The 25003-nt window shown below is 46.5% G+C and carries 24 protein-coding genes and 2 pseudogenes; 13 read left to right on the forward strand and 13 right to left on the reverse strand.

The window, feature by feature from the left end:
• The 7 genes and pseudogenes from H6F74_RS25195 to H6F74_RS25225 all read left to right on the forward strand — a co-directional run.
• Window positions 1-114 (forward strand): annotated as a pseudogene (locus H6F74_RS25195) (photosystem II protein D2); the annotation flags it as partial.
• Between the two features lie 975 nt (window positions 115-1089).
• Window positions 1090-3225 (forward strand): iron uptake porin, encoded by a 2136-nt coding sequence (locus H6F74_RS25200; RefSeq protein WP_190444880.1) that lies wholly within the window; start codon window positions 1090-1092, stop codon window positions 3223-3225.
• Window positions 3226-3527: 302 nt separating this feature from the next.
• Window positions 3528-3965 (forward strand): Rrf2 family transcriptional regulator, encoded by a 438-nt coding sequence (locus tag H6F74_RS25205; protein WP_190444881.1) that lies wholly within the window; start codon window positions 3528-3530, stop codon window positions 3963-3965.
• Between the two features lie 106 nt (window positions 3966-4071).
• Entirely contained in the window at window positions 4072-4320 is a 249-nt protein-coding gene (locus H6F74_RS29525; protein ID WP_199301627.1) for a transposase, read from the forward strand.
• 212 nt (window positions 4321-4532) lie between these two features.
• A complete protein-coding gene (locus H6F74_RS25215) occupies window positions 4533-4673 on the forward strand; it encodes a hypothetical protein (RefSeq protein WP_190444882.1) in 141 nt (46 codons plus the stop codon).
• A gap of 96 nt (window positions 4674-4769) precedes the next feature.
• Window positions 4770-5732 (forward strand): cysteine synthase A, encoded by a 963-nt coding sequence (gene cysK / locus H6F74_RS25220; protein ID WP_190444883.1) that lies wholly within the window; start codon window positions 4770-4772, stop codon window positions 5730-5732.
• A 140-nt stretch (window positions 5733-5872) separates the two neighbouring features.
• Entirely contained in the window at window positions 5873-6625 is a 753-nt protein-coding gene (locus H6F74_RS25225; RefSeq protein WP_190444884.1) for a DnaJ domain-containing protein, read from the forward strand.
• A gap of 255 nt (window positions 6626-6880) precedes the next feature.
• On the opposite strand, the gene H6F74_RS25230 is transcribed toward H6F74_RS25225, so the two are convergent.
• The 9 genes and pseudogenes from H6F74_RS25230 to fabG all read right to left on the reverse strand — a co-directional run bounded on the left by H6F74_RS25230 (window position 6881) and on the right by fabG (window position 16411).
• Window positions 6881-7573, reverse strand: coding sequence for a hypothetical protein (locus tag H6F74_RS25230; protein ID WP_190444885.1), 693 nt, complete (start codon window positions 7571-7573; stop codon window positions 6881-6883).
• 108 nt (window positions 7574-7681) lie between these two features.
• On the reverse strand, window positions 7682-8845 hold the full coding sequence (gene corA, locus H6F74_RS25235; RefSeq protein WP_190444886.1) for a magnesium/cobalt transporter CorA: 1164 nt from the start codon (window positions 8843-8845) through the stop codon (window positions 7682-7684).
• 103 nt (window positions 8846-8948) lie between these two features.
• Window positions 8949-10235: a 1-acyl-sn-glycerol-3-phosphate acyltransferase gene (locus H6F74_RS25240; protein WP_190444887.1), complete on the reverse strand. Its 1287-nt coding sequence runs from the start codon at window positions 10233-10235 to the stop codon at window positions 8949-8951.
• Between the two features lie 198 nt (window positions 10236-10433).
• Window positions 10434-11999: a tetratricopeptide repeat protein gene (locus H6F74_RS25245; RefSeq protein WP_190444888.1), complete on the reverse strand. Its 1566-nt coding sequence runs from the start codon at window positions 11997-11999 to the stop codon at window positions 10434-10436.
• Between the two features lie 631 nt (window positions 12000-12630).
• Window positions 12631-14313: a chaperonin GroEL gene (groL, locus tag H6F74_RS25250; RefSeq protein ID WP_190444889.1), complete on the reverse strand. Its 1683-nt coding sequence runs from the start codon at window positions 14311-14313 to the stop codon at window positions 12631-12633.
• 199 nt (window positions 14314-14512) lie between these two features.
• Entirely contained in the window at window positions 14513-14749 is a 237-nt protein-coding gene (locus tag H6F74_RS25255) for a hypothetical protein (protein ID WP_199301629.1), read from the reverse strand.
• A gap of 34 nt (window positions 14750-14783) precedes the next feature.
• A pseudogene (locus H6F74_RS25260) lies at window positions 14784-14999 on the reverse strand (BrnT family toxin); the annotation flags it as partial.
• A 190-nt stretch (window positions 15000-15189) separates the two neighbouring features.
• Complete coding sequence (locus H6F74_RS25265; RefSeq protein ID WP_190444890.1) at window positions 15190-15405, reverse strand: hypothetical protein; 216 nt, start codon at window positions 15403-15405, stop codon at window positions 15190-15192.
• Between the two features lie 238 nt (window positions 15406-15643).
• Window positions 15644-16411 carry a 3-oxoacyl-[acyl-carrier-protein] reductase gene (gene fabG, locus H6F74_RS25270; RefSeq protein WP_347269553.1) on the reverse strand — a complete coding sequence of 256 codons (768 nt, stop codon included), beginning with the start codon at window positions 16409-16411 and terminating at the stop codon, window positions 15644-15646.
• Window positions 16412-16559: 148 nt separating this feature from the next.
• On the opposite strand from fabG, the gene trxA reads away from it, so the two are divergent.
• Window positions 16560-16877: a thioredoxin gene (gene trxA, locus H6F74_RS25275; protein WP_190424097.1), complete on the forward strand. Its 318-nt coding sequence runs from the start codon at window positions 16560-16562 to the stop codon at window positions 16875-16877.
• 327 nt (window positions 16878-17204) lie between these two features.
• Here the strand turns inward: trxA and psb29 are convergent, their stop codons facing one another.
• Window positions 17205-17909, reverse strand: a complete 705-nt coding sequence (gene psb29, locus H6F74_RS25280; RefSeq protein WP_190444891.1) for a photosystem II biogenesis protein Psp29 — start codon at window positions 17907-17909, stop codon at window positions 17205-17207.
• 183 nt (window positions 17910-18092) lie between these two features.
• Between psb29 and H6F74_RS25285 the strand changes: the two genes are divergently transcribed.
• Window positions 18093-18704 carry a chromophore lyase CpcT/CpeT gene (locus H6F74_RS25285; protein ID WP_190444892.1) on the forward strand — a complete coding sequence of 204 codons (612 nt, stop codon included), beginning with the start codon at window positions 18093-18095 and terminating at the stop codon, window positions 18702-18704.
• 108 nt (window positions 18705-18812) lie between these two features.
• Here the strand turns inward: H6F74_RS25285 and H6F74_RS25290 are convergent, their stop codons facing one another.
• From H6F74_RS25290 to hemF, 3 genes are all read right to left on the reverse strand, one after another.
• Window positions 18813-19181: an STAS domain-containing protein gene (locus H6F74_RS25290; protein ID WP_190411700.1), complete on the reverse strand. Its 369-nt coding sequence runs from the start codon at window positions 19179-19181 to the stop codon at window positions 18813-18815.
• A 318-nt stretch (window positions 19182-19499) separates the two neighbouring features.
• Entirely contained in the window at window positions 19500-19919 is a 420-nt protein-coding gene (locus tag H6F74_RS25295; RefSeq protein ID WP_190444893.1) for an anti-sigma factor antagonist, read from the reverse strand.
• Between the two features lie 72 nt (window positions 19920-19991).
• The gene (gene hemF / locus H6F74_RS25300) at window positions 19992-21035 is read right to left on the reverse strand and encodes an oxygen-dependent coproporphyrinogen oxidase (RefSeq protein ID WP_190444894.1); all 1044 of its coding nucleotides are present in this window, start codon (window positions 21033-21035) and stop codon (window positions 19992-19994) included.
• Between the two features lie 441 nt (window positions 21036-21476).
• On the opposite strand from hemF, the gene H6F74_RS25305 reads away from it, so the two are divergent.
• The 4 genes from H6F74_RS25305 (at window position 21477) to H6F74_RS25320 (ending at window position 24951) form a co-directional block, all read left to right on the forward strand.
• Window positions 21477-21968, forward strand: coding sequence for an SRPBCC family protein (locus H6F74_RS25305; RefSeq protein WP_190444962.1), 492 nt, complete (start codon window positions 21477-21479; stop codon window positions 21966-21968).
• Between the two features lie 169 nt (window positions 21969-22137).
• Window positions 22138-23202 carry an Mrp/NBP35 family ATP-binding protein gene (locus tag H6F74_RS25310; protein WP_190444895.1) on the forward strand — a complete coding sequence of 355 codons (1065 nt, stop codon included), beginning with the start codon at window positions 22138-22140 and terminating at the stop codon, window positions 23200-23202.
• Window positions 23203-23278: 76 nt separating this feature from the next.
• Complete coding sequence (gene rodA / locus H6F74_RS25315; protein WP_190444896.1) at window positions 23279-24532, forward strand: rod shape-determining protein RodA; 1254 nt, start codon at window positions 23279-23281, stop codon at window positions 24530-24532.
• Window positions 24533-24753: 221 nt separating this feature from the next.
• Window positions 24754-24951 (forward strand): NAD(P)H dehydrogenase subunit NdhS, encoded by a 198-nt coding sequence (locus H6F74_RS25320; RefSeq protein WP_190444897.1) that lies wholly within the window; start codon window positions 24754-24756, stop codon window positions 24949-24951.
• Window positions 24952-25003 lie beyond the last annotated feature (52 nt).

A 25003-nucleotide genomic window follows, 5' to 3' on the forward strand; every position in this document is an offset into this window, starting at 1 on the left:
ACCAAGAACATTCTGTTGAATGAGGGGATTCGCGCTTGGATGGCTCCTCAAGATCAGCCTCACGAGAACTTTGAGTTCCCTGAAGAAGTTCTGCCTCGCGGTAACGCGCTGTAAGAAAGCTGAAAGATGGGGGATGAACTATTCTCCCTCTCTTCCAAATCCCCTGCCGATGAGCAGGGGATTTTTTTTTCTCCCTCGCTACACACAATCCGCTTTTGTGTGTGCTATCTTAAATGAGGGTGATGAATTCGCAAGCGATAAACACCCTAATCCTTTTGAGACATCCAACCGCTAAGGTAGATAGGAGGTGATGCCCATGAGTGATAGTAGTAAATTTATGGGTCATCAGGTTAGCGTCAACCGGCTGTGCGCCGGGGCTGTTCTCTAAAAGCCAGTTTTAATCCCCTTGTGGGATTAGAGCAGCGAAAGAGCTGGGCTGGCTAGGAGAATCTTCCGGCAGTCTGGTGCTAAACTGAAGACCCAACTAGACCGCTCTCACACTAAGTGTAATGGTTAATCCCAAATCACTTCCCGTGAGAGCGGATAGTTTTTAAGGGGCTAGGAATTAGGTAGGCAGCAATTTGACTTCTCTTCCACTGATAAAGGCGCAGTTGCTCATAAAGACAGAAAGCGGAAATGCCAGAAGGCATCACTCAGCTATCAGGCTTGACGGTAGAGAGGAAAAAGATAAGATGCAGCTGGAAATTTAAAGATTTTACAGAAGCTAAAAGCTCCATTTAGCAGCATAGGCAAAGACTTTGTAAGTTATTGGAAGTGAGCTGAAGCGGCGAGACATCATCGCAACGGAATTTAGAGAGCGCTCTGCTGGACTATACACAAACACAGGGGATAAATCTATAGACTACCCATGATGGTGGTAGTTTTACGGAAAAAGATTTTGCTCTAGTACAAGGTATTAAAAAGTTAGAATAACTCTTGCCAAAAAAGAAGTAAAATTCTAACATTGGCGTGGTATAAGCATTTCATCATAAAGGGGATGATGTTAGGCTAATACCTGTGCTACGATTACATGAAAAATGAAAGAAGGGTGTCAATCTTTCTGCATAAGGTGTGAGGAAAAGAGGAAAGATGGCTAAGTTAACGTGGAAGTCTCTGCTAGTAAGCCCAGCCGTTTTGGGAGCAGCCTTGGTAGTTTCATCGGCAGCGATCGCAGCCGAAACTCCAGTGGTCATGGAAGCGATTCAGTCGCAAACGACAGAGGAGAAAGTAAAGGTATCGCAGCCAGTGGCAGTGGCAGCTGCACCGGAAGTAGCAGCAGAAAGCCAGTTGCCTGTGTTTTCAGCGACATCTGCTGATGTGAAATTGCCAGAAGAGATGGCAGCTTCCCTCAGCCAAGCGACGGCGGCTAACATTGAAGCGTCTGTCCCCGCGACACCCGTTAAGGTGGAAACGCCGGAACAGATGGCAGTGAGTGAGAGTCCGGAAACGGCGAAATCAGCCGAAGCTTTGAGTTCTTTACCTGTAACACCATCTGGAGTAGAAATACCAAACCAGGTGGCAAGAAGCGAGAGTCAGCCTCTAGAAGCATTGCCTAGCACTTCTGTCCCGGCAATGCCAGCGACAGACTCAAGACTGGCGCAAACACCGTCTGGAGCGTCAACGGTAGATAACAGCACCGTTTTAGACCAAATCAACCGCTACAGCCGGGAAGGGAATAACTCTCAGAGTCAAGTAACTAACGTTTCCCAGCTGCGGGACGTACAACCGACAGATTGGGCGTATGAAGCTCTGAGAAGCCTGGTAGAACGCTACGGTTGTATCGCGGGTTATCCAGATGGCACCTATCGCGGCAACCGCGCTATGAGCCGCTATGAGTTTGCTGCTGGTTTGAATTCCTGTTTGCTGCAAATTGAAAAATTGATTGCCGCGTCCACAGCAGATTTCGTCACCAAAGAAGATTTGTCCACACTACAGCGGCTAATCGATGAATTTGGGGCGGAACTAGCAACCTTGCGGACACGGGTAGACAACCTGGAAGCACGCACCAAATTCCTAGAAGAAAATCAGTTCTCCACCACAACCAAACTGGTTGGCGAAGCAATTTTCGCGGTTACGGACAGCTTTGGTGAAGGTGTTGATGATAACACCGTCTTCGGCGACAGGGTGCGCTTAGACTTCCAAACCAGCTTTACGGGTTCAGACATCTTGCACACCCGTCTTGCTGCTGGAAACCTCAATGCCTTCAGACTAACCGATGATCCTGATAATAGACGTACATTTGAGGGAACCCAAACCTTTAACCTTGGTTTTGGCGAAGGCAACAACGACGTCGGAATAGACTGGTTGGCATATGAATTCAACTATGGCGGTTCCAAAGTTTACATTGCCGCCACGGGAGGACTTCATGCCGACTACGTTCCAGTTTTGAATCCTTACTTCTATGACGGAGACGGGGGTAACGGTTCACTCTCAACCTTTGCACAACAAAGTCCCATCTATCGCATCGGTGGTGGTGCGGGTGCCGGGATCAGACTGGGTGTAGGAAGAGCGCCACTGCTTGGCCCCACATCACTAACCGTGGGTTATCTAGCAGATAATGCAGAGAACCCTGGTGATAAGTTTGGTCTATTCAACGGTGACTACTCGGCTATAGCTCAGTTGAATTTTACCTTAAACGATCGCGTCGGCTTGGCTGCAACCTACGTTCATGGCTACCACAACCGGGGTGATGGAATATTCGACATTGGCGGAAGTCGGTCACAGAACGAGAACCCAATAATAGGTACTGGTGCGGCTAACGATCCACAAGCGGCATTTGGGACAGGGGCTCGGTTTCCATTAGTACTGGATAGGAATACCGCGCTGATAACTAACTCCTATGGTCTTTCGAGTGCCTTGCGAGTGAGTGACAGATTCTCCGTGAGCGGCTTCGTTGGTAAGACTGATATTAGCGCCGTTGAGAATAGTACGAGAGGAGAGGTTTGGTACTACGGATTAGGCGTTGCTTTCCCGGATTTGGGTAAGCGGGGGAACGTACTAGGACTTTTTGCAGGTGTGCAACCATACCTCGCAGGTCTGGAAGTTCAAGGCAGCCCAGTAGGGATTAAGACCGATCGCTCGTATCATTTTGAAGGATTCTACAAGTACCAGCTGACCGAGAACATCTCAGTTACTCCTGGTGTCATCTGGCTGACCAATCCTAACCAAAACGATGACAACAATGACGCTGTGATCGGTACCCTGAGAACTACATTCACCTTCTAGGCAATAATAGGCAACCAAAAAAGCCTAAGCGTCTCGAAGTCAAATTATTTAGCCCCGTCTTCAGCGGGGCTTTTTTTATTTCTCCTTCCCTGGCTGAGCCTGGAAATGCCTTCTGCGTTAGCGAAGCGGCGGGTAAAGCGCGGCTGGAGCCTCACTCTTCACTTGAGGCTCAGCCTAGTAACCAGTAGAGGAGCGATCATATCAATAGCAATTTATCGAGCAAGCGGCATTAAACCACCAAACCCCAGTGGAGAACCGGGGTATAATAGAGTTAACGATCCCTCACACACAATCTCAAGCTTGTGGAACTTTCCTGCAAAACTGAATATGCACTTCTAGCTCTATTAGAACTAGCTAGTCACTATCAGAACAGCGAACCGCTGCAAATTCGGCAGATTGCGGCTTGCCAAAATATACCTGACCGATATTTAGAACAACTACTGGCGACGTTAAGACGTGGTGGTTTAGTGCGTAGCCAACGCGGGGCAAAGGGTGGTTATTTGCTGGCGCGAGAACCCTGGAAAATTACGCTTTTAGAAATTGTGAATTGTCTAGAAGGATTGGAACCCAAACCAACTGAGAACCATGCCAATCCCAAAACGGTAGAGAGTTCGGTAGTTACGGAAATATGGCAAGAAGTGCATCAGAAAGCTAACTCAGTTTTGCAAGGATACACGCTTCAAGATTTGGCTCAGAAGCGAGATTCCAGGCGACAGTTGGACATAATGTATTACATCTAATACCGACTCACTTACCCACTTACCCGCCTGGGACTCAAGTTCCAGGCTAATAGCGAAAGTCCCTTAAAATGGACTCGATTCCCAAAAAATTTGAGGAAGACTATTAATGGCTCTGTGGCAACTTTATGATCATGTTTTTTGGGGGACAAAAGCTCGTCAACCTCTGATTACTTGTCAAAGAGAATCTTTATACAGTTATGTCATTGGTAAAGGTGACATACTGGTTTCTATTATTCATGCTATTCGTGGCATAGAAAATTATATTGATCTGGTAGCTTTTATTCCACCCACAGTTTCAATAGCTGATTTTGTTGACAACCTTAAGGGGAGTAGCAGTCATCAGTTGAATGAATGATAGCAAACCAAATTCCCGATCATCATTGGGATAGCAACGTGGATATGGACTGTTTTCGCTGGGTAGTCAACAACTCGATAAAGCTATAGCCTACGTTAGAAACCAAAAAGTATATTAATATTATTTTCCCGGAACTACTATCGTGTCTTTAGAACGAGACAGTGAACAAGAGGATGACTCGATAAAAAAAGAAGCAAGTAAAAGGTGAACAAATGAATTTGATGACAATTAATCGAATTGTTAAAGTAGTCCGTTTTAACGGAGCGCTATTAGTCTGGAAATTAATTTCCAGGCGGGATGGCGGCAAAGTGAAGTGGATTCATCAACCACCTGCAAATGAATTTGCAGGCTAACAGCTAAAGTCGGATCAAACCGACTAGATTATTTGGCATTGCTGTATCCTTAGCAGCTCACGACTTACCACTGACAAAAAACAACTACTTAAATCTATGCGGATCGCACAAAACATTACAGAATTAGTCGGTCGGACTCCTTTAGTTCAGCTAAATCGTATCCCCCAATCAGAAGGCTGTTTGGCTCGGATTGTGATGAAATTGGAGGGGATGAACCCAGCTGCCTCGGTGAAAGACCGCATTGGGGCGAGCATGATTAATGTGGCAGAACAGCAGGGGCTGATCCATCCAGGCAAAACAATCTTGGTAGAACCGACTTCCGGAAATACTGGCATTGCTCTAGCGATGGCATCAGCGGCGAAGGGCTACCAGCTGATTTTGACAATGCCAGACACTATGAGTACAGAACGACGGGCGATGTTGCGGGCTTATGGGGCGCAATTGGAACTGACTCCGGGCATTGAAGGGATGAGCGGCTGTATCAGGAGAGCGCAGGATATTGTAGACAATACGCCCAATGCGTATATGTTGCAGCAGTTTAGTAACCCAGCAAACGTCCAGATTCACCGGGAAACCACAGCCGAGGAAATTTGGGAAGATACGGAGGGGCAGGTGGATATCCTGGTGGCTGGAATTGGTACTGGCGGGACGCTGACAGGTGTGGCGGAAGTGATAAAGGGACGTAAGCCGAATTTTAAAGCGATCGCAGTCGAACCGATCAACAGCCCAGTTTTGTCTGGCGGTCGCCCTGGCCCTCATAAAATTCAGGGGATCGGTGCTGGGTTTATTCCCCAAGTCCTCAACGTGAAGATGATCGATGAGGTGATTACTGTGACAGATGACGATGCGATCGCTTACGGTCGTCGTCTCGCCCGTGAAGAAGGTCTGCTTTCCGGCATCTCCACAGGTGCAGCCCTAGCTGCTGCCATTCGCGTCGCCCAACGTCCCGAAAATGAAGGACGACTGATTGTTGTGGTTCAGCCCAGCTTTGGAGAACGCTACTTAAGTACACCCCTATTTCAAGATCCAGAACCGCGTGTGCCAGCTGTGGTGAGTTAACGCTAAAGTAGCGATTAGCGGTCAAATGCTAATTGCTAGTGGCTAATAGCTAAGAACAAACAGTGGTGGGTAATCAGAAAGAATCTAGCCAATTACCAATTAGCTATTAGCCATTAGCCATTAGTAACTGTACTATTTCCATGACAGATTCTAATTACTACGACACCCTCGACGTTAGCCCCAGTGCGACAGGGGCAGAAATCAAGCAAGCCTATCGGCGTTTAGTAAAGCTGTTTCATCCAGACAGCCATTGCGAAACAGCTAATCACGAGCAGATTGTCCGGATTAATGCCGCTTATGAGGTACTGGGCGACCCCCACCAAAGGCGATCTTACGACCAGCAGTTGCAGCAACGCTCTAGGCAAGAGCAATATGTTGCTAAACAACACCAGCAGCAAAGTCGCTACCAGACGACCTACCAAAGGACTTCGTATCGACAACCGCCAGCAAATAACGCCCAGAAACGATCCTACGGGTATCGGCATTTCCAAGACGCTGACGAGCAACTACAGCAATGGCTAAGCCAAGTCTATGTGCCAGTCAACCGCCTGCTGTGTCGCATTCTCAATCCTCTAGCAGAGCAACTAGATCACCTTTCAGCCGATCCTTTTGATGATGAATTAATGGAAGCGTTTCAGGCTTACCTGCAAGACTGTCGCAACTACCTCAAACAAGCTCAGCTGGTTTTTCGTTCTCTACCCAATCCTGCCAACGTTGCGGGGGCAGCTGTTCACCTCTACTACTGTCTTAATCAAGTGGCGGATGGCATTGAGGAGTTAGAGTTGTTTACGCTCAACTACGATGATGGCTACCTACACACTGGTCAAGAACTTTTTAGAATTGCTACTGGTTTGCACTGCGAAGCTCAATATGCTGTCAAGGACATTGGGTAGATAAAAATTGAAGAATTGGTCATCTCATGTCCGCTTGAATACTTATGTTATGCGTATGGTTGGGAATTGGTAATGGGTGGCTCAGCGTATTATCTATTCCCCACCGACGATAGCAGTTCTAAACAAATTGTAAAATTTCCTTCAATAAGAATCGCCTCGCCACAACATATTTAGGATTTATGTAGAGTTAAAAACCCAAATAAAACCACTATTTTTAAGGGAATTCTATTGGAACATAATATTATTTTTTCCTTTTTAATCGTCATCTTTAGGTTTCCAGCTTAGAGACTCTGTCCAAGGAACTTTGCTAACTATGAATTCGCAAGATAAAATGTGATTAACAAGTCTACCTACCTCAATGGTAGTATTAGCTACCCTCAGCACCAGCTTCAGAGAAAATTGCAGCGTCCGGTTTCTGGTCATAAAGTCGCTGTACAGCTTTTTTTGAGTATCTTTGCCTTTTCGGAGCTTTGATAGGTCAAACAAAGGCGCACTAATTTTCAAGGTGGGGTTTGTTGCGTCACCTTTTAGGACATCTTCTACAGTCAGCTTTTCTGAGAGGACATTTCCAGCAGCAATAACCCGAAAAACTTGACGCTCAGATAGGTCGAGTTGCATAGTGGGTGTTATGCGAATTACTCGCCGCGATTGCCCTTGAAAATCCGTTAGCGTACTGCGATCCCAATCTATTTCTATAAAATCTTGCTGAGATTTATTTTTGATGCTGATTGACAGCTCTTTCAAATCTTCTAGTAGATATCGCTTTTTAAGTTTAAATTGAATTTCAAGGATATCTTTTAGGTTTTGTTCTTCCAGTTGCGTATTCAGTAATTCTTGATTCAACTGAATTGTGACTTGAGTTATATTTAAAGATTTTACCATCCGGTACAAGACATAAGTAACGCAGATGATATAAACTGTTACAAGTAGTAAATTGCGATCGTCCAAGATTAGTAATTGGTGTAAAAGTAAGAGTTAAGACTTAGGAGGTTAGGAGTTGAGATTTATTAGTTCCGGACTCAAAACTCTCCTTTCAACATTTCGTAAAAGAATCGATTATTTATCCTTAATGGTGGAGAAGTTCTGGAACCAGCCGCGCTTCCAGAAAAAGTAGATTAAACCAGAAGCGATCGCTATCATCAACGCCAAACAAAGCGGATAGCCAAAATACCAGTTTAGTTCTGGCATATTCCAGGGAGATTTTTCTGTATTGAAGTTCATTCCATATATTCCGGCAACAAAAGTCAGGGGAATGAAAATACTGGAAATTACAGTTAAAAGCTTCATAACTTCATTCATTCTGTTACCAACCGAAGACATATAAACATCCATTAAACCAGAGGAGAGTTCTCGGTAAGTTTCCACCATGTCCATCACCTGAACCGCATGATCGTAACAGTCTCGCAAGTAAATTCGCACTTCCTCGCTGACCAGACTATTGCCATCTCGAATTAGAGTATTAATGGCATCACGCTGAGGCCAAATAGCGCGTCGCAGTGCCAATAGTTCACGTCTAATTTGATAAATTTTGTCTAGGGTCTTGCGTGTGGGATTGGCGATAACTTCTTCCTCTAAATCTTCAATTCGTTCGCCGTAATCTTCCAGAACGGGGAAAAATCCATCGATAATGGCATCCAACAGTGCATAAGTTAAATAATCGGCACCGCGCTTGCGAATAGTACCCTTATTGTGACGAATGCGATCGCGCACTGGCGTAAAGCAATCACGCTGCGGTTCTTCCTGCACAGTGAGTAAATAATGTTTTCCCAATACTAAACTAACTTGTTCGCTATAGAAGCTATTCCCACTTTCCTTGGGCATCACCATCCGGGCAATAATTACCACATGGTCTTCATAGTCCTCCACTTTGGGACGCTGCGGCACATTTACCACGTCTTCTAAAACAAGCGGATGTAAATCAAAAACCTTCCCCAACTGTTGTAAAATTTCTTCACTGCCTAATCCCAGAACATCCACCCACGAAACCGACGCGGTATCCAAATATTCAGCACACTGTTCTGGGGACTGTAATGCTAGGCAAGTCCGGTTAGTCTCGTTGTAGTCAATTAAGATAATTTTGGGCAGCGGCGCATTTTTATCAATAACGATTGTCCCCGGTAAAGCACCGGGTTTGTCGTAAAAGTATTCAAACAAATCCTCCTCATCATCTTGATTCGGCTGTGTCGCGAAGTTACGTAGTTGGGGGCGTTTTTGTGTCATGCAGATTTATCTCAAATTGAGGATTTTATTTGCACTATTTCATCTAAGTTTACTCAAATTCTGATAAAATTAATCAAGTAAAAAGCATATTATTCAGACTAATTTACTTTTTTGATGCCATATTTGAACTCAAAGCTTGCCCTCCTGGATCGTCTTTGTTGGGAAGCTGGGTGGCGATGAATGGGGAAAACGGCATTAAACGGTCAAGATTACTCTGTACAGCCTGCTGGACTTTTTCCACTAAGAAATTTACAGTCCCAGACCGATCCTGTTGATAATCCTGAAAGTATTCTTTAAGATTTACTGGGTCGCCGATCCAGATTGCTGCTATTTTATGACCTTTGGGCGGCGGTTGGTCAATGTCGAACACCTCCCTTTCCAGCCGCGTGAGGGTGTCCAGAAAGCGTTCTGGAGTCGGGGCAGCAGCTACATAACCATCATAGATGGCATCGAAGTTTAAAAGGCGCTTCGCGGCTTTTTGGATGGACGAGGCATTCCAGAAATCATCGGCTTCTAAAGTTTCAGTCTTAGACTGTAGGACGTACTCAATTTTATAGACACGCTCCCGGTTCAGTTCGTTGGGAGAGGATGAGATCGCGAGTTTTTCTTCGCAGGAGTGGAGGACGAAAGCTTTAAGGTTGGAAATACGCTGATTCCAAGGCTCTTGAGCATTTTCGGGAGTGTAAATACCATATTCCTGTTCGCAGTTTACCAAGACTTGCTCTGCCACAACGCGCAGCCGCTCGTATAAGCTAGATGCTTTTTTTACCTGTAGGGCTTGCTCCAGTCGGTTCAGGATAGCGTCAATCGCCGGATTCATGTCCTGGGTGTAACGATATTTGATACTTATGGGTACAACGTAGAAGTCGGGCGGAGTTGAGCCACGCTTAACCAACTTAGCGATCGCTTGTAGAGCAATTTGCACTGCTCCTACCCGGAAAGGCATCACCGTGTCATTCTGGAACGAGAAGCCCCCCTCTGGAAAGATTACCAGATGGCATTTCGGTTGGCTGAGCAGTTCCAGGGTTTGGGCAATACTGGCGCGATCCGCAACCCCACGCCGGATAGAATAGACCCCAGCTTGCTGAAGAAAGCAGCCTTGCAGCCCTTTGAACCCCTCAAAAGCAGCTAAGTAGTTGAAGGCTTCACCTAGCCTTGCTGATAGCAGAAACATCGACGCCGGATCGTCGAAGTTAGAGTGATTGGGTAATAGAAGCAGCCTTTGATCTCGCAAGTTTTCCAGCTTCTCCAAGCAATCTTGGCTAATCTCCACATCCAACTGAAAGCGCCAGCGCACTAATTGAGGCGCAATAGTCTGCAAAAGGCGGACAAAAATCCGGTTGAGTCGAGGCGGGTAGAACTCAGCTATCTTCTGTTTAGGAGTAGACATAATCTGCCAAGGGTTCCTAACCGATGCGATATTATTCAGTTTAGGTGGCATCAACCGCTTGGCTTTCTGTTTAGGCCAGTTTCTCGATCAGTACACACTGGGCAAACTTAGATATAGTTCGATTTCATCAAGAGCGATCGCAAAACACCCTGTGTATCCTCGTGACCAAACTTCCGCCTGGTCACGAAAGATTTGTGACTACTGTCTGGGCGATATTGGCTGGATGATTTGAAGCGCCTCAGCGAGAAGGGCAGCAGCTTTATCCTTTTGCTGCCTTGCTGCATATTGACTAGCAATATCACTCAGTGCATTAACTTTGTAAGGCTTGCCCTGAATGTTTTGAGCAACCTTAAGGGCTTTGTCAAATTGTCCCCCTTTTGCATAACTGCTGACAATTACAGGCAACATCCAGTCTATGTCCTTTTCCTCATTAGAGATATTAGTGCTAGACATAATATCCTTAATAGTTTGGGCAATCTGAATAGCCCGGTCAGGTTGCCCTGCCTCGGCGTAATTAACCGCAATCTCAGATAGAATCATGGTTTTGTCAAACTTACGCTCAATAGTTTGGGCGACTTTTAAAGCCTGGTCAAGTTGTCCAGCTTCGGCATAACTGCGAACGATTTCACTCAAAGCCCCAGCTTTGTGGTTAGCATCACTTATTGTTTGGGCGACTTGCAGTGCCGACTCAAATTGTCCCTTCTCGGCATAGTGTCCAGCGATTCTAGACAGCGCTCCAGCTTTCTCTTGGACATCTTTGATAGTTTGTGCAATTCGCAGAGCTTGCTCATATTGCCCTGAATTTGCGTAAAAATGAGCCAGGCTAGATAACGATATGGATTTAAAAGCAGGTTCTCCGGTTTGCAGCATTGACTGAAGTTGTCCAAAAATTTCAGTCGCTTTCGCCTTCTCGTTAACTGCTGCATACTGCACCGCAATCTCACCCAAAGCATGGAATTTGAAATCCGGGTTAGACATAGTTTTCGCAACGGGCAAGGCTTGATCGAGAGCTTTGATTGCTTGATCAGTTTGTCCCACTTGTGCGTAACCACGAGCAATCCCAACCAGTACGTTACTTTTACCCTCGTTGGTATTATTGATAGTTGGTGCAACTTTCATTGCCTGATTCAGTAACTCAATGGCTTGGGCGTTTTGTCCTGCTTTCGCATATTCGACAGCGCTGCGAGCTAAAGCAAAGGCTTGAGCGTGAGCATCCTTGAGAGATTGAGCAACTTTCACGATTTCGGTTAAAAGTGCAGAACTCTTATCAACTTGTCCGGTATCGGCAAAGTGGTGGGCAATTAACGAAAGCCCATATATCTTAAATACCTCATTCTCATTGTCTAATCCTCTGACGGTTTGAAGCGCGAGGTCATATTGTCCTTCCTGTACATACCGATTTTGGATGTCTGCTAAGTTTTCCACAACATCGTTGTGACTAAGACAGTTTTTTGCTGCATTGGCAACCCGAATTGCTTGGTCTAGTAACTCTTTGGCTTTAGCCTGCTGTCCTGCTTTTGCATACTGACCAGCAATTGCTGCTATCGGCTCCGATTTGTCGCAGTCATTAGAAATGGCTTGAACCAGAGGAAGAGCTTGGGCTAAGAGTTCCTCCGCTTTATCGCTTTGTCCTATTGCTGCGTATTCGCCAGCTATCCTAGTTAATATCCCAAGTTTAGAAACATCACTTTCTGGCGCGGTCGCCGCATTCACAGGCAAGATTAAGGTTAGCAGTGCTGCTGTCACCAGGATTTTGAGCTTCACTTTTGGTTTACCTCCGGTTTGAAATAGTCCGTCTTTTAGGAAAGCTAAAGTTTAGGAGCGCCCAACAATGGGATTTGGTGCCATCTTACGCAAATGGGCCTCCCAAAACACATGAACGCGGCATTAGGCATTAGTTCCAGTAAAACTTTCAAAAGCCTCGCCTGCTGAATTCTGAAGGGGTAAATGCTTCCAGAAGCTTCCCCTGGTTCGGAATAATATCTTTGGCTGCGATTTAATAGACTTATTGCATTCATGTTTTTGAAATAAATTTCTGGCTTAAAACTTAAAATCGTTTTAACGGGTTGAAACATTTACCCAGGATTCATGAGGATGACTTTAGCTATAAACCTGGAACTTTAGTTCACGGCTAAATGAATGCAAGGAGTTTAATGTAATTTTCCAATACTGTAACAATTTATTAGACTTCCGCAATACGCGATCGCGCCAAAAAAGCAGTAAGGGCAAGGTTTCCCCGCCCCTACAAAATCTCTTATAAAGAGCGATCGCGCCAAAAAAAAGCAGCCTGTCCCCAAAGACAAACCGCCTTTATATTAAGCCCGCGCAGGCGGGCTAAGTTTTGTCTAGCCGCGACTAAGCGCTAACGCGCAGGCTCCGCCAACAGTCGTTCGGGCTACATCATACCCATGCCGCCCATGCCGCCCATACCGCCCATGCCGCCCATGCCGCCCATGCCGCCCATGCCGCCCATGCCACCCATGTCGGGAGCAGCAGCACCTTTCTTCTCCGGCTTCTCGACTACCAGGGCTTCAGTGGTCAACACCATGCCAGCAATTGAACCAGCATTCTGCAATGCTGAACGCACAACTTTCGCCGGGTCAATAATCCCCGCCGCAATCAAGTCTTCAAAGGTGTCAGTAGCGGCGTTGTAACCGATGTTGAAATCAGTCTCGCGCACCTTCTCGACGATCACAGAACCTTCGACACCAGCATTATCAGCCATCTGACGCAGGGGTGCCTCTAGAGATTTGCCTACAATGTCAGCACCAACTTTTTCTTCATCGTCCAGACTATTTTTAATCTCGGCGATTTTCTTGCTCAGATGAATCAGCGTTGTACCACCGCCTGGAACTATGCCTTCTTCTACAGCAGCTTTGGTAGCGTTGAGAGCATCTTCAATTCGCAGCTTGCGGTCTTTGAGTTCGGTTTCGGTAGCCGCACCCACTTTGATGACGGCGACACCACCAGCAAGCTTAGCAATCCGCTCTTGCAGCTTTTCTCTATCGTAGTCTGAATCAGTTTCCTCTAGCTGCTTGCGAATTTGGACAATCCGCTTTTCCACGTCTGCGGTTTTTTCCCCAGAAACGATGATGGTGCTTTCTTTATCAAGGGTGATTTTCCGAGCAGTTCCCAACATTTCCAGGGAGACTGTATCTAGGCTTAAACCTACTTCTTCGGAAATCATTTGACCGCCAGTCAGAACGGCGATATCTTGGAGCATAGCTTTGCGGCGCTCGCCAAATCCGGGCGACTTGATGGCGCACACATTTAGTACACCCCGCATTTTGTTTACCACCAAAGTCGCTAGGGCTTCCCCTTCGATGTCTTCGGCAATAATCAGTAAGGGTTCACCGTTCCGGGCGACTTTTTCCAAGACGGGAATTAAATCTTGGATCGAGTTGATTTTCTTATCGGCGATCAGGATGCGGGCGTTTTCATATTCCACCACCATCCGTTCGGTATCGGTGATGAAGTAGGGAGAAACGTAGCCGCGATCGATCTGCATCCCTTCGACGACATCGAGTTCCGTGCTGATCGATTTAGATTCTTCAACGGTGATTACACCGTCTTTGGTGACTTTTTCCATCGCTTTAGCGATCATGGCACCGACTTCTTCATCGTTACCAGCCGAGACTGTAGCAACTTGCGCGATCGCGCTGCCTTCTACTGGCTTCGCTAGCGCTGCAATTTCCTCTACAAGATGGGCGATTGTTTTCTCAATTCCCCGCCGCAAGCTAACTGGGTTCGCCCCAGCTGCTACGTTCTTCAAGCCTTCTTTGATCATCGCTTGTGCCAACACAGTTGCTGTAGTCGTGCCATCACCAGCGATGTCTTTAGTCTTTGATGCTACTTCCTGAATCAGTCGAGCGCCCGTATTTTCCAACGGGTCTTCTAATTCAATTTCCTTGGCGACGGTAATGCCATCATTAACAATCTGGGGAGCGCCAAACTTCTTCTCCAGAAGAACATTCCGCCCTTTCGGTCCCAGCGTAATTTTAACGGCATCGGCCAGGGCATTCACGCCCCGCTCTAGCGCCCGCCGTGATTCTTCATTAAATGCAATGATTTTTGCCATTTTTGGTATTAAAAGCGCTTCCGCATTCCAATTTAGCACTCAGTGGCAAAGAGTGCTAATCCGAAAGTATGAGACTCCTCACCTCGACTGATATGGGGGAGGTACATAATAAACAGCTAGAGCGATCGCTCTAGCTCTCAATAGCGGCAAATTATCCCTATCCACCGCCGCAAGTTGGTTTAGCTGCAAAATTCTGTTTCTAATGAATTACTTCGCTGAGTGCGGCATGGATCGCTTCGTCACTAACACCATGACGTTTTAGACTAGCAATCAGTGCAGAGACAGTATCACCCTCTAATCGCTCAAGATCGGCTCGAAGTCCCTGACCAATATAAGCGCGAACTAAAGGCTGATAGCCAGAAAATCCCAGTAATGGCGCTACTCGCTTCAAATCTTCAATGACATCTTCAGGAATGCGAATGGTAATTGTCGTCATTGGACGATTTTTATTTAATCACTTTTTCAATGCCTCAGCTTTCATAATATTCACGTTCCTTGCGTGTTGCTTTGCGAGCTGAAATGAGCCGAATCCTGTCGTTTTCACGCTCAATGTAGACAACGTACAAAAGATTCCACCGCCGATCTAAGCCAATGATGGCATCTCGTTCCTCATTATTGCGGCTGGCATCAACTACAACTAGAAAAGGATCGAAGAATGCTTCTGCGGCTTGCTGAAAGGTTACTCCGTGTTATTAAACCTGCAATAGCAGCCCCAATTACAGCACCTATCCCAGCCCCGACTACTAAAAATGGATGAGCCTTGACGAACTGAAGAATTTTTAATAGCACAATTTTTCGGTGTTGCTGAATGCAGGTATGAAGCTATCGCTGAAACCTCGAAGGTTCGTTCTAAATTTTGGGTAATCATACCCGTATTCAGCAATGCCCAATTTTTCCGACAGCAAAGACTTTACCCGTAACCTTTTTTGTAAAGGTTATTAGTTCATGCAAGCGACTGACAACTTCTTCGGGAAGCCCAAGCTCTTGAAGTTGCGCGTATACTTTACTACTTTTTACTGACTCGGCTTCTACATTCCAAAGTGCAAGCTTTAAATTTGCTTGTGCTGTGGATAAATTTTGATTGTCCATCATTGCTCCTAATACTTGCTGCTACGCAACTTCTAGTAATTAAGTCTGGAACAGATGTTAGGACAGCACCTAAGTGAAATTACCTAAGTTACACGCTTTTTAACCTTATTAGTGCAAGCACACCCCAATCATAATCTCTCAATTACGCCCTAACTGGAGATTTCAGCTTTTGCTTTGAGCTTATGGAATTAAGCGGGCAGAATGTAGAGACGTATACAACGTCTCTACCGGAGATAGTGTTCTATGCCATCACCATACCGCCATCTACATTAAGCGTTTGACCAGTAATATAGCCAGCAGCAGCGTCCGCTGCTAGGAAACGCACCAAACCAGCGACTTCCTCTGCCTCACCGTAGCGTCCTAGAGGAATGAATTTCAAGATTTCCTCTGACTTGAGATTGCTGGTCATATCGGTGGAGATAAAGCCGGGTGCAACGGCATTTACCGTAATGCCGCGACTGGCTAACTCTTTAGCAACCGTTTTCGTAAAGCCAATTACACCAGCTTTGGCAGCGCTGTAGTTTGCCTGACCAGGGTTGCCCATCTGACCTGCAACTGAGGCAATATTAATAATGCGCCCAGAGCGTTGCTTGAGCATCACTTTACTGACGACTCGCGTACACAAAAAGACACCAGTTAGGTTGAGGTCTATCACTGCTTGCCAATCCTCCGGCTTCATCCGTAGTAGCAGGGTGTCGCGGGTAATGCCAGCATTGTTCACCAGCACATCGACCCGGTTCCACTTCTCCATTACGGTGTTGAAGAGGGTGTCTACTTGGTCAGCTTTGGAGACATCGGCAGCTAGCGCGATCGCACTCCCTACCCCCTTGGCTGTAATTTCTTCCACCACCTTTTCGGCTGCGCCACTAGAACTGGCATAATTAACAACTACGTCGGCTCCCTCAGATGCTAATGCGAGGGCGATCGCTCGACCAATTCCCCGTGAAGCGCCTGTAACGATGGCAACCTTTCCCTGCAATCGTTGCTGGTAGTTTAGCAATGCTTCCATCAATAATTCCTCTTGCTGCGTCGGCTTACACGATCGCGATTGTGCAACCGCGCTAATTATCTTATGTTGATTCGTACTTCGGAATGACCGATTTAATCTTTTTAAAGATTACGATAATCGTGAAAGAGTAGAAAACTGATTTTGTAATATGGCGACCAAAAAGCAGTTCAGCAGTTTCCAAGAGTTACTGTCTAGTTCCCAAAAGCTGATATTAGTAGATTTTTATGCTACCTGGTGCGGCCCATGTCAGATGATGGCTTCGATTTTGGATCAGGTGAACACTCGGATGAGCGATCGCGTGCAAGTTGTAAAAGTTGATACGGATAACTATCCAGACTTGGCTACTAACTATCAGGTTCACGCCCTGCCGACGCTGGTACTCTTTAAAAATGGTCAGCAAGTGGATCGCATTGAGGGTGTGCTGCCAGCCGAACAGCTGATTCAACGCTTAGCCCCTTTCGTTTAAGACTACATCACAAACCGCCGAATCTGAAGCGGCATACCCTATAGCGCGATCGCCATTATCTGAGTTTGACAATTATTTGCGATCGCAAAAATTCAGAGATTTGGGATTTCTGGAGGAAACCACAGCGTTTCTCATTTGAATTAAACACAAAACTTAACCTTCTACCCACCAAAGGGTAGAAGGTTAAGTTTGTCTGATGTTAGAAATATTCTCTACAAAGTAAAAATTGAGTTCACTACAACCAAGGAGGTCGGAGCCTAATAACCCTTTTTACCAGGCTCTTGCCTGGTAAAAAGACTTTTCGAGACTAGAGCCTCGAATTCAGTCTTAAGGACTATTTGGAGGAGCCGCCACAACGCCCTTATCTGCGGAACGTTCCCGTTTTTTTCGTTCTGCTACGAGCGCATCTTCCATGACCAGACGCATCTGGGCCATTTTTTCCAGATTGCTGCGGTAAAACTCCAAATCTTTGAGCAATTTGTCTTCCGGCAGGCTCAAGCCAAGACAAATGTGCCTAAGTGCCTCAATTCGCTGTTTTTCGTCTTTAACCAAGTCTGGGTCTGCCAATTCCAGCAGCGTGTATAGACCAATCGCAAACAAACGGCTGTACTTAAATTGAGTATGGTTAGCGATCGCCTTTACAGCTGCATCGTGTAACTCTGAAGCACCCCTAGTATCCGCCGTTGGGTTTAACCAAGCAACTATTTCTTTACCTGGAAGCCGCTTAGCTAATTCCTCCAGCCGCTGGGCATCTTGCTCGTACTGTTCCGTCTTGTCCCCTACTGCCTGACACAAGGCATCAAAAATGGGTTCTTTATCCCTTTCTGGTCGATAGCCTTGCATGAAGCGGTTAAAGGACGTTACCACCCCCATACCATATATGGGGTCATAGCGAAAGTCCACATTGACTGAAAGCAAGTGCATTTCAACCATCAACTCTTCCACTACCCGCCGATAGATGGAGTTTATGGGGCGGGTGTGGAGACTATAAAAAGTTCTTTTAGTGTCTGATACAGTGCGGACGTTATTCACCGGGAATTTTTAAGGGAAACTTAACCCTATTGTCTCCTTTAAGGACACGTTTGCCAAGCTCATGTTTTACAGATCCTCTGAGCAAGCTAAAATGCGGGATCGCTGCGATCGCTAATGGCTAATTGTTTATTGCCATTTAGCCATTAGCCATTCAGCCATTAGCCATTAGCCATTAGCCTTTTTATGACCTTCTCCCCGGAACTAACTCTCCTCGCTAGCTACCTGGCTGGGGAATTTGATAATCGAGAACAAGCGATAAAAGATCCTGCGTGGTATGTACACCTACGTCTTTGGCTGCGACCAGTACACTTATTTACAGAAGACAGCCTCACCCTATTTGCAGAGCAAGCCAACATCCTCAAACTGGATCAACCCTATCGTCCCCGGATTCTGCGCCTGCGCCAAAGCGACACCTCACAAGGGTCTGTGGTGCAATATTATATGCTCAAAGATCCAGATCGCATCCGGGGTGCTGGACAGAATCCATCGTTGCTGAAGACACTTACACCGGAGCAAATGGATTTTTTACCAGGCTGCACCCTAACTGTCACTCAGCAAGACTTAGCCCAAAATAGTTATAAATTTTCCGCTGTACCTGCACCTGATACCCGGTGCTGCTTTACCTATCTAGAGCAAACTTACCAAGTTGCTCTGGGATTTGAGGCAACTCAGGAGGAATTTAGAAGCTTTGACAAAGGGATAGACCCCCAAACAGGCAAAGCCATCTGGGGGGCGCTCCTTGGCCCCTACATTTTCAGCAAGCGGCAAGATTTTTCTACCGAGCTACCGACCTGAAGTCCTTTGTCAGTAGGCATTTAAAAATATGAAAGTTTGAAAATTCTCAAAACGTTCCCACGTTTCAAGTTTTCAACTTTCCAACTCTTAAAGCGGCTAATAACTGCCTCAGCTGACCATGCTGCGAGGTACTCCTTCAAGAGCCTCTTCTTCAGTTTCAAAAATTTCAAAAACCGAATCCATCATGGTGACTTCAAACACCAGCTTGGCTTCTGGATGAACGTTACAAATGCGGAAACTACCTTTGACTTTATCAGCATCCCGCATCCCTGCCACCAGCGACGTTAGTCCAGAGCTGTCGATAAAATTAACCTGACCGAGATTAACAACGACGTGGCGACTGAGTTTAGAAATACATTCCTGCAACTTCAGGCGAAACTGCCATGCGGTTGTAATATCTAGGCGTCCAGTGGGTGCCAAGACGATGACTGTAGTTCCGTCTTGAGTCGTATGTGTTCTCTGATCGATGTGAATCACCAAGACCTCCTTGCTCCGGAAGCTCCATCTTTAATACCTACAGAGGAGCTGCATTATAGTGCGATCGCTCGCATGAACTGAACTTTCAGTAGTCTAACTCTAACTCATATATAACAGGTAGCAAAAGTCTATTTTGCATGATTTTGAGAATAGTGGCTGGGGACTGGGGGCTGGGGATTGGGGACTGGGGACTAGGGACTAGGGACTAGGGACTGGGGGCTGGGGACTGGGTAAGAGTCCTACAATTCCCAATTCCCAATTCCCAATTCCCCAATCCCCAATTCCCAATTCCCAATTTCCAATTTCCAATCCCAATCTTTATTCCTTACCTTCAGCGCCGGGTAGCAATGGGCCGCTTCCTTTGGTGGAACCGATTTTCGGCGTGGCATTTGGATTTTCCAAGCAGTCTAAGCAGTCGTCATAGATTTCCAACACCGAATCCATCATAGTGATTTCAAACACCACCTTGGCTTCTGGTAGCGGATGACAAAGGCGGAAACTTCCTTTTACTTTATCTGCGTATCGCATCCCCGCTACCAGCGAGGTGAGGCCAGAGCTATCAATGAACTCTACCCCTTGGAGATTCACGACCACATGACGACTGCGGTTTAAGATACACTCCTGCAAATAAACGCGAAACTGCAAAGCCGTTCTGATGTCCAGCCGTCCAGTGGGTGCCAAAACGATGATTGTAGTACCGTCCTGGGTCGTATGTGTTTTCTGGTTGATGTGAAACACTGACCCTCACCTCAGATATAGCCAAAATAGCCCACTTGTGCTATCAAAGCGGATATTTTCCCATAGTCTAACTCAGACCAGGGACGCTGTATCTGGTGTCCAGTTTGCCCAATCTTGCGGCTTTAAGAAAGTTTCATAAAGCTCAGCTTCTGGGGTGTTCGGTTCTGGTTGATAGCCATATTCCCAACGTACCAGTGGCGGTAAAGACATCAAAATTGACTCAGTGCGTCCGTTAGTCTGAAGCCCAAAAATTGTGCCTCGGTCATAGACGAGGTTAAATTCTACGTAGCGACCGCGACGATATAGCTGGAAGTTACGCTGGCGATCGCTATATTCCATTGACTGCCGACGCTCGACAATGGGAACATAAGCTGGTAAAAATGCCTGACCGCATTGCTGCACAAAGGCAAATATGTGTTCCCAGTTGCGCGGCTCTGGCGTACCAACTTTGTTGCTATAATCTGCCGCTGGCCCCTTGGCATCAGGGCCGCGATACAAAACGCCTTGACCATCTTGATAGTCAAAAAAGATACCACCTACTCCCCGCGTTTCTTGCCGATGCTTCAGATAAAAATATTCGTCGCACCACCGTTTAAAGGTCGGGTAATACTCTGGGTGGTGGGCATCACAGGCTTGCTTCATGGTGCGGTGAAAATGGGCGACATCTTCCGCAAATGGGTAATAAGGTGTTAAATCGATACCGCCACCAAACCACCACACAGGGCCTGCCTCAAAGTAGCGATAATTCAGGTGAACGGTGGGAATGTAGGGATTGCGAGGATGTAACACCATCGAAGTGCCAGTAGCATAAAAGCCGTGTCCAGCAGCTTCTGGACGTTGCACTAAAATCGATGGCGGTAACTGGTGTCCCCAGACTTCAGAAAAATTAACTCCGCCCTGTTCAAATACTTCACCCTCGCGGATTACGCGAGAACGACCGCCGCCGCCTTCTTCTCGTTCCCAGGCATCTTGTCGGAAAGTTCCGCCTCCATCCAGCTGTTCCAAACCCTGACAAATTTGGTCTTGCAGCTGTTGCATAAACTGGCTGACTCTAGCTTTTGAGTCATCTGGGGGCAGAAGGTTGCTAGATGTTGTTTCTGTAGTCGAAACTGTCATAATCTCAATTCAATGTTGTTCAAAAAAGCGATGGACAAGGTAAAAACTATTGACTATATCGGGATGGGAGTTCGCCTGAGTTCACAAGCAGGCAAACCCGGTGATGTCCCAAGGGACGACCCCTGAAAGGGGTTCGCTCTCTACAATGGTGCAATGGCGCCACTCATGCTTTTGACAAGCATACGCAATTTTGGCGATCGCTGTGTCAGCCCTAAAATTAGTCAGCTCTAGGAGCCTGATATAGCTTCAAAGCAACCCACTCCATGTTATTTCTGGCAAACAGCCTATCTTAAATCAGATGGGAATGAACCTAAAGAGCATATTTATACAAATTTAGATGAAGGAGCTAGAGGTGGTGGAAATATCCTACACAGGGATGCTAAAAGCCAATAATTTATTCTAAAATAATGAGTTACCTTGGAGACTCGCTGCGGGGGTGTTGTGATTCTCAATTTTTCCTTCAAGTTCATCGTTGGTCGAAAAGGTTTTTCCTTCCGCTTTTCTCTGGCTCGGACGTATCGCGTTGTAAGTTCCGCCTCCGCGGATGTCTTATGGGAAAAATTAATTAACTTAGGCGATGTATCTTGGCATCCTCTTCTTACCAGCACTAATGTTCCGAGGGGGTTGATTGCTAAACCGGGTTTGATCTATAAGGCAGTTACCCGCTTGATGCCAATTCCAATTAGGGTTTTTGTTGAGCGCGTCCGTCCCTGCGAGTTATTCAGCGCAAGAGTTTTGGCGATTCCAGGGGTGGAGAAACGAGTGACTTACCAGGTGGAATCTACTGTCTGCGGCACGTATGTTTCTTATTCAGTGACGTTGCGCGGTTGGTTATCGCCTTTAATTTGGTGGATTATTCGGTCTTCTTCAGCCCGCGTAGCCGCTGAATTAGCCTCCGCAGCTGAACAGGTGAGTCTACAAGCGCAAGGGTGAAACAAGGGGAGTAGGAAATTACCAATTCCGAATCTTAAATTCAAAATTAGAACAGAGCAACTGTATAGCGCGATCGCGCACTCGCAACCGTTAAGATGCTTTATTGTGGGAGAATCCGCTCCGGCGATCACTTGCCAGTTGCAAGTGGGATAAGGAATATAAGTGTCCTATGCTCGATGCTAGTTCAGTTTTAGAAGTATTGCGACCAGTACAAGATCCCGAACTCCGCAAGAGTTTGGTTGAATTGAACATGATTCGCAATGTGTCCATTGATAACGGTAAAGTCAGCTTTACTCTGGTACTGACAACACCCGCCTGTCCCCTACGCCAGTTCATTGTCGAGGAATGCGAACAGGCGCTGAAAAAGAACCTACCAGAAGTAACAGATGTGGTGGTGGATGTCACCGCCGAAACCCCCCAACAAAAATCTCTTCCGGATCGCACAGGGATTGCTGGTGTAAAAAATATTGTGGCAATTTCCAGCGGTAAGGGCGGTGTGGGCAAAAGTACCGTTGCGGTAAACGTAGCGGTGGCTTTAGCACATATGGGCGCAAAAGTTGGTTTAATTGATGCGGATATTTACGGACCCAATGACCCAACAATGTTGGGACTGTCGGATGCTCAGATGACGGTACGGCAAGGCACTTCTGGCGAGGTGCTGGAACCAGCTTTCAACTACGGTGTCAAATTAGTCTCAATGGGGTTTTTGATTGACAAAGATCAGCCTGTGATCTGGCGAGGGCCGATGCTAAATGGTATCATTCGCCAGTTTCTCTACCAAGCGGAGTGGGGCGAACTCGATTATCTGATTGTCGATATGCCTCCCGGTACTGGTGATGCTCAGTTGACTTTAGCGCAGGCGGTGCCAATGGCTGGGGTGGTGATTGTCACTACACCGCAGACGGTGGCTTTGTTAGACTCGCGCAAGGGCTTGAAGATGTTCCAGCAGTTGGGAGTAAAAGTGTTGGGGATGGTGGAAAATATGAGCTATTTTATTCCACCAGATATGCCAGACAAAAAGTATGACATCTTTGGTTCTGGAGGCGGGGAAAAGACAGCACAGGAACTGGGTGTCCCCTTACTGGGTTGTGTACCTTTAGAAATGCCTGTGCGGGAAGGAGGCGATGCGGGAGTGCCGATTGTGGTTGACAAACCAGAGTCAGCATCTGCGAAAGCGCTGTTTGCGATCGCATCTCAAATAGCGGCTAAAGTCTCCATTGCCGCCCTAGCATAAGGCAAAAGACAAAAGGCAAAAGTAAAAAAAATTCTTTCTTTTGCCTTTTAATTTTTTAATTTTTACTTCTTTAGCAATGTTGCACAAGTCACTGACTGGTTTTCGTTGGAGATCGATGCTGGCACCTTGGCAAGAGGTAGACTGGCTGCTATTGTTCCTTACCATTGGTCTTACCGTTCTTGGGGGTGTGATGATCCGCAGCGCGGAACTCCACCTGGGGCTAACAGATTGGTGGTGGCACTGGCTGATGGGCGCGATTGGTTTGGTAGTGGCGATGTTTATTGCGCGATCGCGTTACGAAAACCTGCTCCAGTGGCACTGGATTATCTACGCCATCACCAATCTCTCCTTGATCGGGGTGATGATCATCGGTACTAGCGCTAAAGGCGCTCAACGATGGATTACTGTCGGCAGCTTCAACATCCAACCCTCGGAATTTGCCAAATTAGGAGTAATTATTACCCTAGCTGCTCTGCTGCACGCTCGTCCCGCCAATACCATTCCAGCGGTTTTGAGAGCTTTGGCAATAACTGGGGTTCCTTGGGCTTTAGTATTTTTGCAGCCAGACTTGGGAACCTCCCTGGTGTTTGGCGCGATCGTGCTGGGGATGCTCTACTGGGGTAATGCCAATCCAGGTTGGTTGGTTTTGCTCGCTTCTCCAGTTATGTCCGCCATCCTCTTTAACGTGTTTATGCCTGGATGGTTCGTTTGGACGGCACTGATGGGTATAATTGCTTGGCGCACCTTACCCTGGCCCATGTCGGGTGCGATTGGAGCGATCGCAGTCAACCTGATCGGCGGCGAATTAGGACAGATATTTTGGGGCGTATTAAAAGACTATCAAAAAGACCGACTCATCCTCTTCCTTGATCCAGACAAAGACCCCCTTGGCGGCGGCTATCACCTGATTCAATCTCGCATCGCCATCGGTGCAGGTGAACTTTGGGGACGAGGATTGCACAAAGGAACCCAAACCCAACTCAACTTCATCCCAGAACAGCATACCGACTTCATCTTCTCAGCTATAGGAGAGGAACTGGGATTGGTAGGGGGCTTCTGTCTGCTATTGGTCTTCTGGTTAGTCTGTCTACGCTTGGTGATTATTGCCCAAAATGCTAAAGACAACTTTGGCTCTCTCCTGGCTATTGGTGTCTTATCGATGATTGTGTTTCAGGTGGTGGTTAACTTGGGCATGACTATGGGATTAGCACCAGTGACAGGCATTCCCCTTCCTTGGGTTAGTTACGGTCGTTCGGCGATGTTGAAAAACTTCCTTGCTATTGGGATTGTAGAATCTGTGGCAAATTATCGTCACCGACTGAAGTTTTAGTTATTAGTCATTTGAATTATGGCTAATAGATAATATAGAGTTTCAAGAGTTGGGTGGAGTATATCGCGGTTCTAACGTTTGGTAGGGACGTGGCAATGCCGTGTCCCTACAGATGTATCGTACCCAACCCTTAAACTGCTATAGAACAATTAGCCATGATTCCATGATTCAATGGACACTTGTATTAAGCTAATAAATGAAAACTTAATTGAGAAGAAATTATGATTTTACCTGGAACGGCTGTACGAGTGAAGAATATCGACGATATCTACTACGGTTTTCAAGGGCTAGTTCAACGAGTTAGCGATAATAAAGCCGCGGTGCTGTTTGAAGGCGGCAATTGGGATAAGCTAATTACCTTCCAGCTATCAGAATTAGAAATTCTAGAGCCAACAGCGGGACGCAAAAAGGCAAAATAGTAAATGGCTAATTGCTAATGGCTAATAGCTAATAGCAATTTTCCAATTAGCC

Origin of the sequence: Trichocoleus sp. FACHB-90 (assembly GCF_014695505.1) — a bacterium.
In the GTDB taxonomy this organism is placed as follows: Bacteria; Cyanobacteriota; Cyanobacteriia; order Cyanobacteriales; family FACHB-T130; genus Funiculus; species Funiculus sociatus.